At 68.5% G+C, this 13,248-nt stretch carries 14 protein-coding genes and 1 tRNA gene; 2 read left to right on the top strand and 13 right to left on the bottom strand.

Going from position 1 to position 13,248, the window contains the following annotated elements:
• Positions 1-79 precede the first annotated feature (79 nt).
• The gene (locus ELQ92_RS09450; protein ID WP_128498728.1) at positions 80-1,039 is read left to right on the top strand and encodes an L-lactate dehydrogenase; all 960 of its coding nucleotides are present in this window, start codon (positions 80-82) and stop codon (positions 1,037-1,039) included.
• Here the strand turns inward: ELQ92_RS09450 and ELQ92_RS09445 are convergent.
• From ELQ92_RS09445 to rplU, 12 genes are all read right to left on the bottom strand, one after another.
• Positions 1,029-1,595: a dihydrofolate reductase family protein gene (locus ELQ92_RS09445; RefSeq protein ID WP_128498727.1), complete on the bottom strand. Its 567-nt coding sequence runs from the start codon at positions 1,593-1,595 to the stop codon at positions 1,029-1,031. The genes ELQ92_RS09450 and ELQ92_RS09445 overlap by 11 nt on opposite strands.
• A gap of 44 nt (positions 1,596-1,639) precedes the next feature.
• Positions 1,640-2,722, bottom strand: a complete 1,083-nt coding sequence (locus ELQ92_RS09440) for a Gfo/Idh/MocA family protein (RefSeq protein WP_166426758.1) — start codon at positions 2,720-2,722, stop codon at positions 1,640-1,642.
• A 208-nt stretch (positions 2,723-2,930) separates the two neighbouring features.
• A tRNA-Ala gene (locus tag ELQ92_RS09435) sits at positions 2,931-3,003 on the bottom strand.
• A 48-nt stretch (positions 3,004-3,051) separates the two neighbouring features.
• Positions 3,052-3,453 carry a ribosome silencing factor gene (gene rsfS / locus ELQ92_RS09430; RefSeq protein ID WP_128498725.1) on the bottom strand — a complete coding sequence of 134 codons (402 nt, stop codon included), beginning with the start codon at positions 3,451-3,453 and terminating at the stop codon, positions 3,052-3,054.
• A 17-nt stretch (positions 3,454-3,470) separates the two neighbouring features.
• A complete protein-coding gene (locus ELQ92_RS09425; RefSeq protein ID WP_128498724.1) occupies positions 3,471-4,589 on the bottom strand; it encodes a hypothetical protein in 1,119 nt (372 codons plus the stop codon).
• Positions 4,586-5,185, bottom strand: coding sequence for a nicotinate-nucleotide adenylyltransferase (nadD, locus tag ELQ92_RS09420; protein WP_279432125.1), 600 nt, complete (start codon positions 5,183-5,185; stop codon positions 4,586-4,588). The genes ELQ92_RS09425 and nadD overlap by 4 nt, the downstream gene beginning before the upstream one ends.
• A gap of 11 nt (positions 5,186-5,196) precedes the next feature.
• On the bottom strand, positions 5,197-5,454 hold the full coding sequence (locus tag ELQ92_RS09415) for a hypothetical protein (RefSeq protein WP_243694957.1): 258 nt from the start codon (positions 5,452-5,454) through the stop codon (positions 5,197-5,199).
• A gap of 87 nt (positions 5,455-5,541) precedes the next feature.
• Complete coding sequence (locus tag ELQ92_RS09410; RefSeq protein ID WP_128498723.1) at positions 5,542-6,807, bottom strand: glutamate-5-semialdehyde dehydrogenase; 1,266 nt, start codon at positions 6,805-6,807, stop codon at positions 5,542-5,544.
• Positions 6,808-6,816: 9 nt separating this feature from the next.
• On the bottom strand, positions 6,817-7,623 hold the full coding sequence (proB, locus tag ELQ92_RS09405; RefSeq protein ID WP_128498722.1) for a glutamate 5-kinase: 807 nt from the start codon (positions 7,621-7,623) through the stop codon (positions 6,817-6,819).
• A complete protein-coding gene (obgE, locus tag ELQ92_RS09400; protein ID WP_128498721.1) occupies positions 7,607-9,178 on the bottom strand; it encodes a GTPase ObgE in 1,572 nt (523 codons plus the stop codon). The genes proB and obgE overlap by 17 nt, the downstream gene beginning before the upstream one ends.
• Positions 9,179-9,306: 128 nt before the next feature.
• Entirely contained in the window at positions 9,307-9,564 is a 258-nt protein-coding gene (gene rpmA / locus ELQ92_RS09395; RefSeq protein WP_128498720.1) for a 50S ribosomal protein L27, read from the bottom strand.
• Positions 9,565-9,581: 17 nt separating this feature from the next.
• Positions 9,582-9,890: a 50S ribosomal protein L21 gene (gene rplU, locus ELQ92_RS09390; RefSeq protein ID WP_128494593.1), complete on the bottom strand. Its 309-nt coding sequence runs from the start codon at positions 9,888-9,890 to the stop codon at positions 9,582-9,584.
• A gap of 238 nt (positions 9,891-10,128) precedes the next feature.
• Here rplU and ELQ92_RS09385 point away from each other — a divergent pair, with 238 nt between their 5' ends.
• Entirely contained in the window at positions 10,129-10,401 is a 273-nt protein-coding gene (locus tag ELQ92_RS09385) for a DUF4031 domain-containing protein (protein ID WP_128498719.1), read from the top strand.
• Between the two features lie 71 nt (positions 10,402-10,472).
• Here the strand turns inward: ELQ92_RS09385 and ELQ92_RS09380 are convergent, their stop codons facing one another.
• Positions 10,473-13,127 carry an Rne/Rng family ribonuclease gene (locus tag ELQ92_RS09380; protein ID WP_128498718.1) on the bottom strand — a complete coding sequence of 885 codons (2,655 nt, stop codon included), beginning with the start codon at positions 13,125-13,127 and terminating at the stop codon, positions 10,473-10,475.
• Positions 13,128-13,248 lie beyond the last annotated feature (121 nt).

Genomic DNA, 13,248 nt, shown 5'->3' with positions numbered 1-13,248 from the left:
CAACGCTAGCGTGGCCACTCGCGCGATCAGGCCAGCTCGCCTCTCGCGAAAGCGGTGTCGGGCTGCCACAATTGCGATCGTGGCCGTCATCGAGAACTCGAAACTCGCGATCATCGGGGCGGGCAGCGTGGGGGCGTCGCTCGCGTATGCGGCCCTAATCCGCTCATCGGCCCGGACGATCGCCCTGTACGACGTCGATACGCGTAAGGTCGATGCCGAAGTCCTGGATCTGGCGCATGGGACTCAGTTCACGGGGCACAGCCGGATCATCGGGGGTGACGACGTCTCCGTGCTCGCGGGGGCCCACGTCGTCGTCATCACGGCTGGAGCCAAGCAACGGCCGGGCCAGACCCGCCTCGATCTCGCGGCGAGCAACGTGGCGTTGCTCGAACGCATCCTCCCCGCCGCGATCGAGCAGGCACCGGACGCCGTCTTCATCCTCGTCACCAATCCCTGCGACGTGCTCACCGTCGTCGCCCGTCGGATCTCGGGCCTCCCCGCGGAACGGGTTTTCGCGTCCGGCACCGTACTCGACACCTCGCGATTGCGCTGGCTGCTCGCCGAGGCAGCCGGTGTCGCGACCTCGAGTGTTCACGCGTACATCGTCGGCGAGCACGGCGACAGCGAGTTCCCTCTGTGGTCGACGGCCCGCATCGGGGCCACCCCACTGACGGAGTGGCGGGTGGAGGATCGCATCGTCTTCAGCCCCGGGCGTCTCGACGAGATCACGGACCAGGTGAAGAATGCCGCCTACCGCGTGATCGAGGGGAAAGGGGCCACCAACTACGCGATCGGCTTGTCGGCGGCGCGGATCGTCGAGGCGATCCTCCGCGATGAGAACACCATTCTCCCCGTCTCGAGCGTCCTCGACGGGTTCCACGGGATCGACGGGGTCGCCCTGTCCATCCCGAGTATCGTCGGCGCAGGCGGCGTGGGCCCCGTTCTCGACGTGGCGACGACGCCGGAAGAGGAACGCCTTCTCCACTCGTCGGCCGAGGCGATCTCCGCCTCGGACCGCTCGCTCGGCTTCAGTCGGTAGCCACAGGCTTCACGGAGTAAATGAGTCGGGCGAATTGACCAACGGCGGACGCCGATTCGAGCCGGAGCCGGTCGGACTCGACTCGACGCGGGAAAAGGGGCGCTCCCCCGACGAGTGCCACAGGTGCGACCGAGAGAGCGATCTCGTCGAGGACACCCGCGTCGAAGAACTGCCCGGCGAGGTCTCCCCCGCCCACGACCCAGATGTCGCCGCCACCCGCCGCATCACGGATGGCGGGAAGGGCGTCCACGACGGAACCCGAGACGAAGCGGACGTCGGCCCCGTCGGGCGTGGGCAATTCTCGCGTCGTGAAGACGAAAGTGGGCCGGTCTCCGTGGAATTCCGCCCACTTCTCCGGATGCGCGAGGACATCCTGCTCCGCGAGCAGCCATTCGTAGGTGGTCGACCCCTCGACGAGCACGGCGGCCGCCGCCGGGAAGAGCCCGTCATCCGGATGCTCCCCTCCCTCGACCGCGAACAGCCAGGCGAGCGAGTTGCGCTCGTCGGCGATCCAGCCGTTGATGGTCGTTGCCGTGTCGAAGATGATCCGTCCCATGCTGGGGAAGGTATCGGAGACCTCTGACACCCTCGGCATGCCCATCAGTCCCAGGGGAGCCGGTCCGGCGAGAGCGACGTCCCGGTCGAGACGGCTTCGTCGATCGCGAGGGCGATCGCGTGATCGCGGCTGGCGGCGGCGAGCGAGTAGGGCCCCTCGCTCTCGCCGCGCGCCCACAGACCCGCGCGGTCGAGCACCGTCGCCATGGCGATCTCCTCATCCATGAGCCGTGCTCCGAGGAACGGATTGCGCCAGAGGTGACGCCCCTCGAACGCGAGAAGCTCCGAATCGTGACCGTCGAGGTTGAGGTCCTGCCCGAGCTGGGATCGCGTGATCGACGAGGTCAGCACCGTCGCCGTACCCGCGAACCGGACGACGTCATCGCCGGCGATCTCGCCGTGGCTGCCGCGGACGAGGATGCGCCGGAAGCGTAGCCTGTTGTGCCACTGGTTGTCGGTGAAGTCGTACACACCCGAGCGGCCGTCGCCGAAGTCGAGCGTTGCGAGGACCGTCCGGGCGGGCTTGGGTTCGTCATCATGGGTCCAGCCGGCGCGGCTGAGCGGGTCGACGAGCGGCGCGTCGAAGACCGAGGCGCGCACCGCGACGGACGCCGGGCCGGCATCACCGAGGAACGAGCGCATGAGGGCCACGGCGTGATAGCCGTGCGTGGAGGACACCTGCACGCTCGAGACGTCGCCGATCGATCCCGACTCGACGATCGCGCGGCGTGCCGCATGGCCGGGGAGCTCGGGGTACTGCTCGGCGACGTGCACGCGCCCGCTCGAACCGACCCTGTCCCAGAGGTCGACGAGACCCTGGAGCGTCGGGGCGGGCGGAGTCTCGGCGAGCACGAAGACACCGAGGTCGACGAGAGCGGTGACGACATCGGGAGTGGCGGGAACCGGCACGCTCACGACGACGAGCTCCGGCCGCCGCCGCGCGAGCGCGTCGATCGAGTCGAACGCCGTCGTCGACCAGGTGCGCGCGAACCTCTCGCGGCTCTCGGGTGTCCGACTCGTCACTCCGACCAGGTGGAAGCGCTCGGGGAGACGCGTCGCGATCCGCGCGAAGTACTCCGCTCTCCAGCCTGTCCCCACGATTCCGATGCTCACCGGCTTCGTCGTCACGTGTCCTCCTCCGTCATCGGGCAGCGTGTCGCCCAATCCCATCCCATCACGGACGGCGCGGTGGCCGCTCCCCCACGGACGCGTCCGAGTATGTGGGACCGGGAGGCCCCCGGGAACACGAAAGCCCAGCAACACGAAAACCCAGGAACACGAAAGCCCAGAAACACGAAAGCCCCGCAGTTCGTCGACTGCGGGGCTCTTATTCGGGTGGATCTGAGGGGACTCGAACCCCTGACCCCCTGCATGCCATGCAGGTGCGCTACCAGCTGCGCCACAGACCCAGAATGGTTCCCTCCCGGGGGAGGCAACTCATCGATCCTACAACAGGATCAGGCGTCGGTCGAATCGACAGCGGAGGCGCTGGAGACGGTCGCCGCCTCAGGGATCGGGACGACCGGGCAGTCCTTCCACAAGCGCTCGAGGGAGTAGTAGAGCCGCTCCTCTTCGTGGAAGACGTGCACGACGAGGTCGCCGAAGTCGAGCAGAATCCACCGCCCCTCCGCCTTGCCCTCGCGACGCACCGCCTTGGTGCCGGAGGCGATGAGCCGGTCCTCGATCTCGTCGGCGATGGCGACGACGTTCCGCTCGCTGCGTCCGGTCGCGAGCAGGAAGATGTCGACGAGCGGGAGCGGCTCGGACACGTCGAGGGCGACGAGGTCCAGGGCCGCTTTCGACGTCGCAGCGTCCGCCGCGATCGCGAGCAGGTCGCGGGATTCTTCTGATGCGGTCATGTGTGGTTCTCCTGAACCTAGAACGTGCCCGTGAGGAGGCTCGTGACGACGACCGCGATGACGGCCACCATGAGGACACCCGCCGTGATGGCGAGGATCGGAACGATACTGGGCTTCTTGGACCGAGTGGGCGGGGCGATGATGTCGCGGGCCGAGGTGTTCGTGCTCACGGCGCGGCTCGCGGACACCGGCGTTCCCGCCGTCGGCGGCGCCGGCGGCTCGTGATCGAGCGACCGGTCGTAGTCCGCTCGGTCGTGGGTGTCGGGGTCCGACGTGCCGGAGATCGCGCGGGGCAGGTCGATGGAACCCGTCACCATGATCTCGCCGGTCCCGCCGATCGGGCCAGTGAAGGTCGCCATCGGCGAACCCAGGATGAGAGTGCTCGACGTGGTGTGCGTGGAATCCACGTCGGCGTCCGCCTCAGCGATACCCGAAGCGATGATCGTGTCGAACGCCTTCTCCTCGTCGAGCGGGTCGGCCTCTGTCGTGAGCGCGGCCTCGCCGAACCTCTCCGCGACCGTCGGAGGTTCGGAGGAGCCCGTGCCGGCACCGTCAGCGTGCGCCGAGTCACCGTCGATGACGACCTCGGTGAGGTCCCCCGTCTCCGAGGCATTGCTCTCGACGACCTCGAGTTCGGTGTCGGGCTTCTCCTCGCCGGGCCGGGACGACCCGGCGTCGTCGCCTCCGTCGCCACCGTCGTCGATGGGTTCTGCGGTGACGACCTCACCGGTCTCGTGAGGAGCTGCTCCCGCACCGGCGGGCACGACGGTGATGGCGGCGGTCCGAGCGCGTTCGAGTTGGCGCGCCTGTCGACGGGTGAGAGGCACACCGTCGGAGGGGATCGCCGGGACGACGACGTCCGGCTCTCTTTCCGCCGGGAGGTGCACCGCGGACACGATCTCCGCGGTCTCGATGACCTCGTCGGTCGGAGCGACCTTGGCGTAGGGCGTGTCCTCAGCGCCATCCGCCGGGTGGACGGCGTGCTCGGCGTCACCGGACGGCTGCTCCGCCGCATCCGCTGACGGGCCCTCGACAGGAGAGACGTCGGCGGCCGGAGAGGTCGGAATCTGTCCCGTTCTCTGCAGCTCGCGCAGCTGCCGACGCGAGAGCGGTTGCTGCTCAGCGGGCGGGGTCATGTGCTACTCCGATACAGGTGGTGTTTGGTGATGTACTGGACGACGCCATCTGGAACCAAATACCAAACCGGAAATCCCCGGCTCACCCGGCTCCGACAGTCCGTCGACGAGATCGCCAGGGCCGGAACTTCCAACAAGCTTACGCGTCGGCTCGGCAATCCTGAAACGGACAGGGTGTGTCCGGGTCGCGTCACAGCGACGAAGTGGGCCAGAGACCACAACTCCTCCACGTTCTTCCAGCTGAGGATCTGGGCGATCGCGTCGGCACCGGTGATGAAGAAGAGCTCGGCGTCGGGCTTGGCGCGGTGCAGGTCACGCAGCGTGTCGATCGTGTAGGTGGGACCGTCACGGTCGATGTCCACTCGGCTGACAGTGAACCGCGGGTTGGCGGCCGTCGCGATGACGGTCATCAGATAGCGGTGCTCGCTCTCGGTCACCACCGTCTTCTGCCAGGGCTGACCCGTCGGCACGAAGACGACCTCGTCGAGATCGAACGACGTGGCGACCTCGCTCGCGGCCACCAGGTGCCCGTGATGGATCGGATCGAACGTTCCGCCCATCACCCCGATTCGGGGTCGACGCTTCTGGTCAGCCACGCGGTCTCGCGTCAGTGGCCGGAGGCGGTCGCGTCGTGTCCGTGCGGGTCTGAACCACCGGGTCGCGCCGAGGCCTGGGACATCGTCCTGTGGCGGTTGGCGACATCGCGGTACGAGAACATGACGAACCCGAGGATCGCGAAGATCACGGCGGCGACGACGCCGAACATGAACGCCGGCATCGGCAACTCGGTGTGGTGGGCCTCGGTCTCTGCGACCACTCGCGCCACCATCGACACCGCGTCAACTGACGCTGCGACCATCGACATCCGTGCTCCGTTCGTTCATTCGCGCCTCTCGCGCTCCCCCGAGTCTATCCGCTCGTCAGCAGTACCGACGACCCCACGCTGGTCACGTCAGCTGCGGCTCTGTCCGTTCCCTCGCACGACCCACTTCGTGCTCGTGAGCTCCGTGAGGCCCATCGGGCCGCGGGCGTGGAGCTTCTGCGTGGAGATCCCCACCTCGGCCCCGAAACCGAATTCGCCGCCGTCGGTGAACCGGGTGGACGCGTTCACCATGACGACGGCGGAGTCGACCTCGGCGAGGAAGCGCTCGGCGTTCGCGAGGTCCTCGGTGATGATCGCCTCGGTGTGGCTCGTGGAGTAGCGACGGATGTGCTCGATCGCGTCGTCGAGGTCGTCGACGACGCGTACTCCGATATCGAGACTCATGTGCTCGGTCGACCACTCGTCCTCGTCAGCGGCGACGGCGGCCGGCCAGATCTCCCGTGTCCGGTCATCTCCGTGCACCGTGACGCCGGACACGGCGAGTCGGTCGAGGACGGGCGGCAGGAGTCGTTCGGCGGCGGCGGCGTGCACGAGCACCGTCTCGACGGCGTTGCACACGCTGGGCCGCTGCACCTTCGCGTTGTGCACGATGTCGACGGCCCAATCGAGTCGCGCGCTCTCGTCGAGAACGATGTGAACGACGCCGGCCCCCGTCTCGATCACCGGGACCGTCGAGGACGACACGACGGTCTCGATGAGACCGGCGCTCCCCCGCGGGATGAGGACGTCGACGTAGCCCCTCGCTTGCATGAGGGCCGACGCACCCGCGCGTCCGAACTCATCGATCGTCTGAATGGTCTCGCGCGGCAAACCCGCGGCGCCGACCGCGTTTTGCATGAGGGCGACGAGGACCGCATTGCTGCGCTCCGCCGCTGATCCCCCGCGGAGGATGCTCGCGTTGCCGCTCGCGAGGGCGAGCGCCGCGATGTCGACGGTCACGTTCGGCCGGGCCTCATAGATCGCCCCGACGACGCCGAAGGGCACCCGGACCTGGTCGACCTTCAGCCCGTTCGGAAGCCGCGAGCCCCGAACGGTCTGACCGAGAGGGTCCGGCAGGGCGGCGATCTCACGGACGGAGGCGGACAGGGACGCGACCCGCTCGGTCGAGAGCGTCAACCGATCGAGGAGTGCCGACGACAGGCCGTTTTCGCGACCGTTGGCGAGATCGAGAGCGTTCGCGTCGATGATGGCGTCCGCGTGGGAATCGATGGCGGCAGCGATGGCGGTGAGGGCCTCGACACGCGCGGCTCCGGTGGTCGTCGCGAGGCGGACGGCGGCCGCGCGGGCCGCGGTGAAACGCTCGCGGATGGGAGCGGCGATGACGGTCTCGGTCATCCCACGATTCTACGGGCGTCCGTGCCGAGCAGGATCCGTGCCCGGCACGAACCACGTCCCGACCTCGGCTCCGGCGAGAGCGTCTGCGACGCGCTCGATGGAGGTGACGAGTACGCCGGTACCGGCTGCTGCGGCGAGACGGGCGGCGCTCACCTTGGTGGACGCGCCGCCCGTGCCGACGCCGCTCGTCGAGGCGCCGAACGTGACGTCGTCGAGCTCGGAGCCATCGGTGACGAGACCGATCCGTTCGGCGCCGGGCTCCTCCGGAGGACGCGTGTAGATGGCGTCGACGTCGCTCAGGAGGACGAGGGCGTCGGCGCGGATCAGCATCGAGACGAGGGCCGCGAGCCGGTCGTTGTCGCCGAAGCGGATCTCATGCGTCGCGACGGTGTCGTTCTCGTTGACGATCGGCAGGATACGCAGAGCCAGCAGCCGCTCCATCGCGCGCTCGGCGTTGCTCCGGTGCGTCGGGTTCTCGAGGTCCCCGGCGGTCAACAGCACTTGACCGGCGACGATGTCGTACCGGTCGAGGCTGTCCTGGTAGCGGTAGACCAGGACGTTCTGACCGACGGCCGCTGCGGCCTGCTGCGTGGCCAAGTCGCTCGGACGCGTCGACAACCGGAGATACGGCATTCCCGTCGCGATGGCGCCCGACGAGACGAGCACGATCTCGACGCCACGCCCGTGCGCCGCTGCCAATGCATCGACGAGCGGCTCGATGTTGCGCGCGTTCGCGCCGCTGATCGACGACGAACCGACCTTCACGACCACGCGGCGCGCCTCGCGCACCGCGGATCGATCAGCGGGCGTCGCCATCGTCGACGAGCTCGTCGTCGTGCACGAGGTCGTCGTCGTGCACGAGGTCGTCGTCATCGCCGGACTGCCACAACCCGGCCTTGCGCTCGCGCTCGAGTTCCTCGCGCGCCTCCGCCTTCGCGTCCATCCGGTCGAAGTAGGCGTCGCGGCGCTCCCCGCGCGTCGGGCGGGCATTGGTGTCGAGGCGAGCGTCGACGCCGCGCGGCGTCGTGATGAGCTCAGCGGTCGAGGTCAGCGTCGGCTCCCAGTCGAAGACGATGCCCGAGCCCGGTCCGATCACGACGGTCGATCCCGCGACGGCACCCTTCTTCATGAGGGCCTCCTCGATGCCGATCTTCGCGAGACGGTCCGCGAGGAACCCGATGGCCTCATCGTTCGTGAAGTCGGTCTGAGCGACCCAACGCTCCGGCTTCGCTCCGAGGATGCGATACACGTCACCGTACGTGCCTCCCTCTACCCGGATCTCGAAGTCCTTCTCGTCGACGGCCTTCGGTCGGATGACGATGCGCTCGGGGGCGGGAGCCTCAGCCTTCCGCGCGCGATCCTCGGCGACGATGTCGGCAAGGGCATACGTCAGAGAGCGAAGCCCTTCGTGGCTCGCGGCCGAGATCTCGAAGACCCGGAACCCGCGGCTCTCGAGCTCGGGACGGACGAGGGCTGCGAGGTCACGTGCGTCGGGGACGTCGACCTTGTTGAGCGCGATGAGCTGGGGCCGCTCCGTGAGGGGCGTCTGCCCGTCGGGAACCGGGTACGCGGCGAGCTCGGCGAGGATGACGTCGAGGTCGCTCAGAGGGTCGCGCCCCGGCTCGAGGGTCGCGCAGTCGAGGACGTGCAGGAGGGCCGAGCAGCGTTCGACGTGGCGGAGGAACTCGAGCCCGAGGCCCTTGCCCTCGCTCGCTCCCTCGATGAGACCGGGAACATCGGCGACGGTGAAACGCACATCGCCCGCCTGGACGACGCCGAGGTTCGGGGCGAGTGTCGTGAAGGGGTAGTCGGCGATCTTCGGCTTCGCCGCGGACACGGCGGCGATCAGGCTCGACTTGCCGGCCGACGGGAAGCCGACGAAGGCGATATCCGCCACCGTCTTGAGCTCGAGGATGACGTCACCCTCCCAGCCGGGGGTACCGAGGAGTGCGAAGCCGGGCGCTTTGCGCTTGGAGCTCGCCAGGGCGTTGTTCCCGAGACCGCCTTGGCCTCCCGCTGCGACGACGATGCGCATGCCGGGTTCGACGAGGTCGACGAGCTCGTTGCCGTCGGCGTCCTTCACGACGGTGCCGACGGGCACCGGGAGCTCAAGGGTCTCGCCGGTCGTTCCATTGCGGTAGTCGCCCATGCCGAAGCCGCCGCTCTGCGACGAGCGGTGCGGAGCACGGTGATATCCGAGAAGCGTGGTCGTCTGCGGGTCGGCGACGAGCACGATGTCTCCACCGTCTCCCCCGGCTCCGCCGTCCGGGCCGGCGAGCGGCTTGAACTTCTCCCGACGAATCGAGACACAGCCGTTGCCGCCGTTACCGGCCTTGAGATGCAGAGTCACCTCGTCGACGAAGGTGACCATCGAACCACTTCCTTACTAGATATGCAGATGCGGGCCGCAGTCGCCCGTCCGGAGGACGAGAACCGACGAGCGACCCGGAGAAACGGCAAGGGCGAGCCGAAGCTCGCCCTTGCCTGGAAGACCACCGACTATTCGGCGGCCGCCACGATGTTGACGACCTTGCGGCCACCCTTGCGTCCGAACTCGACCGAGCCGGCCGACAGCGCGAAGAGCGTGTCGTCGCCGCCACGACCGACGTTCACGCCGGGGTGGAAGTGCGTGCCGCGCTGGCGGACGATGATCTCGCCCGCGAGGACGACCTGTCCGCCGAAGCGCTTCACGCCGAGGCGCTGGGCGTTGGAATCACGACCGTTGCGAGTAGAGCTCGCACCCTTCTTGTGTGCCATGTCTGTCTCTCCTCTGGCTACTTGATTCCGGTGACCTTGACGCGCGTGAGCTCCTGACGGTGCCCCTGACGCTTCTTGTAGCCGGTCTTGTTCTTGAACTTCTGGATGACGATCTTCGGTCCGCGGAGGTTCTCGATGACCTCGGCCGACACGACGACCTTCTCGAGGGCCTTGGCGTCGGACGTGATCGTCTCGCCGTCGACGAGGAGGACCGGGGCGAGCGTGAGCTTGCCGTCCTTGTCCGCCTTGACGCGGTCCATCGTCACGATGGTGCCGACTTCGACCTTCTCCTGGCGACCGCCGGCTCGCACTACTGCGTAAACCACTTCGTACCTACTTCTCCCGGGAGCTCGCGCTCACTGGCTTCGATTTGGAAAGGATTGTCACTGCCCTCGCCAGACCTCGTGGGATGAAAAGTCTGTCCGGTCAGAAAACCTCGGTTCGGACACAGGGATAAGCTGCGCGCACCAAGGGTCGAGTTTACGCCATCGGAGTCGATTGCGGCAAATGAGCCCCGGCGCGGCGCGCCCGGTCGTCGACTCGTAGACTCGTAGACTCACGAGCATGACGGTCCTGATCGATCCCGCGCAGTGGCCCGCTCACGACACACTCTGGTCGCACCTCGTGAGCGACACGTCGATCGAGGAGTTGCACGCCTTCGCGGGGGCAGCGGGGATCCCGCGGCGGAGCTTCGACATCGACCACTACGACGTCCCACGCCACGAGTACGACCGCCTGGTCGCCGCCGGCGCGGAACCGGTGTCGGCGAACGAGCTCACGCGCCGACTCATCGCGTCGGGGCTGCGCGTGCGGGCGAAGGACCGTCGCGGGCACTGAGCCGACCCGGCCGAGTCCTGAGCGGGTCATGCCGGGGTCATCCCCCGGCACGGCCCGCTCGGGACGCAAGGTCAGGACGTCGCGTCGTCGTGCGAGATGGGCGTTCCGGTGAGGGCAGCCGTCGTGACGCGTCGACTGCGTCCACGACCCTGACCGGGGCGCTTGGGCTCGGGCAGCGCGTCGAGCACGGACCCGAGCAGGTCCTCAGCAGCACGCTTGTCGACCTTCCCGCCCGCCGGCGCGCCGGCGGGCGCGATCGGGATGTCGAGGATCGCGAGCGGCGCCTCAACGGGTGCGCGTGATTCCACGGGCCCGAGCACGCTCTCGCTCGAGGCGCGTCCGCTGCGGCGACCCTTGCGGGCCTCCCGCGGGCGCTCCGCCGGGGCTTCGACCGTCGAACCTCCGTCGGCGACGCCGCTCTCCTCGGGCGCCGCGTCGATCGACGCGACCTCGCCCCGAGTGGCATCGGCCGATTCCGAGACCTCCGCCTCGTCTCGCGTCGCGACGAGCGACGCGTCGACGACGGCCTCCAGAGTCTCGATCGTCTCGACCGTCTCGGTGATGTGGACGTGCTCTCCGTCCGTCTCCGTCGATGTCGTGTGGTGGATCGTGCTCGCCGCAATCTGCGCGAGGGCGTTCTTCGCGTCGTCCGTGATCGCGTGAGGGGCCGACTTCGGCGCGGGAGGCGGGGTCGCCGCCCCGTTCTGGCCGCCCTTGCGGCGGCGCTCCGAGCCGTTCTGGTTCGATCCGTTGGTGTGCTGCGGGCGGCCGCCCTTCGGGATGGGCTCGTGGTGCACGATCACGCCGCGGCTCGCGCACGCCTCGCACGGTTCGCTGAACGACTCGAGCAGCCCCAGGCCGAGCTTCTTGCGGGTCATCTGCACGAGTCCGAGCGACGTGACCTCGGCGACCTGGTGCTTCGTGCGGTCCCGGCTGAGGCATTCGACCAGGCGGCGCAGGACCAGATCGCGGTTGCTCTCGAGCACCATGTCGATGAAGTCGACCACGATGATCCCGCCGATGTCGCGCAGCCGCAGCTGTCGGACGATCTCCTCCGCCGCCTCGAGGTTGTTCTTCGTGACCGTCTCTTCGAGGTTTCCGCCCGAACCGACGAACTTGCCCGTGTTGACGTCGACGACCGTCATGGCCTCGGTCCGGTCGATGACGAGCGAGCCGCCGGAGGGCAGCCACACCTTCCGCTCGAGCGCCTTCTCGATCTGCTCGCTGACGCGGAACTCGTCGAAGACGTCCCGCTGGCCCTCGTACCGTTCGATCCGGTCGACGAGGTCTGGCGCCACCTGGCGGACGTACGACTCGATCGTCTGGAGCGCGTCCTGACCCGAGATCACGAGGCGCTGGAAGTCCTCGTTGAAGACGTCGCGCACGATCTTGATGAGCAGATCCGGCTCGGAGTGGAGCAGAGCGGGCGCCTGAGCCGATTCCGCGTAGTGACTGATCTCGGCCCACTGCGACGTGAGCCGGTTGACGTCGACCGTCAGCTGCTCCTCGGTCGCGCCCTCGGCGGCCGTGCGGACGATGACACCGGAACTCTCGGGCAGCACCTCCTTGAGGATGCGCTTCAGTCGCGCGCGCTCCGTGTCGGGCAGCTTGCGCGAGATCCCGTTCATCGAGCCGTTCGGCACGTAGACGAGGTAACGGCCGGGGAGCGAGACCTGGCTGGTCAAACGGGCGCCCTTGTGGCCGACCGGGTCCTTCGTTACCTGCACGAGCACCTTGTCGCCGGGCTTCAGCGCGAGTTCGATGCGCCGGGGCTGGTTCTTGCCTTCGCTCGAGTTCTCGGCGGCGGCGTCCCAGTCCACCTCTCCCGAGTAGAGCACAGCGTTCCGGCCGCGGCCGATGTCGACGAACGCGGCCTCCATGCTCGGGAGGACGTTCTGGACGCGACCGAGGTAGACGTTTCCGATGAGCGACGCGTCCTGGTTGCGGGCGACGTAGTGCTCCACGAGGACGCCGTCCTCGAGGACACCGATCTGGATGCGTCCGTCCTTCGAGCGCACGACCATGGCGCGGTCCACCGACTCGCGGCGGGCGAGGAACTCGGCCTCGGTGACCACCGCGCGCCGGCGGCCGGCATCGCGGCCATCCCGGCGCCGCTGCTTCTTCGCCTCGAGGCGAGTGGATCCCTTGACGCGCTGCGGCTCGGTGATGAGCTCGGGTTCACGCTGCTGGCGGTTGCGAGAGGACGGCTGGTCATTCGACCGGCCACCTTCGTCGCCCCGGCGACGACGCGACCGGCGACGCACGCTGGAACCGCGCTCGTCCTCGTCCTGGTCGTCGTCGTCGTCCTCTTCGAATCGCTCCGCGCGCTGACGCGCCGGCAACGGCGGGAGGGGCGTGACCGCGGGGGCGTGGAAGATGAGCGTCGTCGTGCTCATCGTGACTCCGGCGAACGGGTCGGCCGAGTCGGCGGGCTCCTCCGACTCTGTCGGGTTCTCCGGCGCCTCGGATTCCTCATCACCCTCGAAGGACTGCTCGGCCTCCCGATCGTGGGAGGAATCGTCGACTCGAGGCGCCGTCTCGTCGCGCGCACCCGCGACGTCGGCGTCGGAAGGCTCACCCGACCCATCCCCCGAGAACGCGGCCCGGTCGGGCTGGACCTCACGTGACTCCGCCTCGGTCGCCTCTACGGGCGTCTCCGCGGTCGTGTCGGGGGCGTCGGCCTCGGTTCCGGCTACGCCGGCTGACTGTTCGTATTCTTCCACCATCGCTGGTGCACTCCTCGTCCGGGTGGGCCGCGCCCCGTCCCGGGAATCTTCCCTGCTCGCTCCCGCCGAGGCGGTCCCGAGCGAATCCTGTGTCCATGGCGACCGGTGTGGCTCTCTGGCT

The sequence above is a fragment of the Labedella populi genome (assembly GCF_004078655.1).
In the GTDB taxonomy this organism is placed as follows: domain Bacteria; phylum Actinomycetota; class Actinomycetes; order Actinomycetales; family Microbacteriaceae; genus Labedella; species Labedella populi.
The sequence above is the reverse complement of the archived record's forward strand: the minus strand, read 5'-3'. Positions and strand labels throughout refer to the sequence as shown.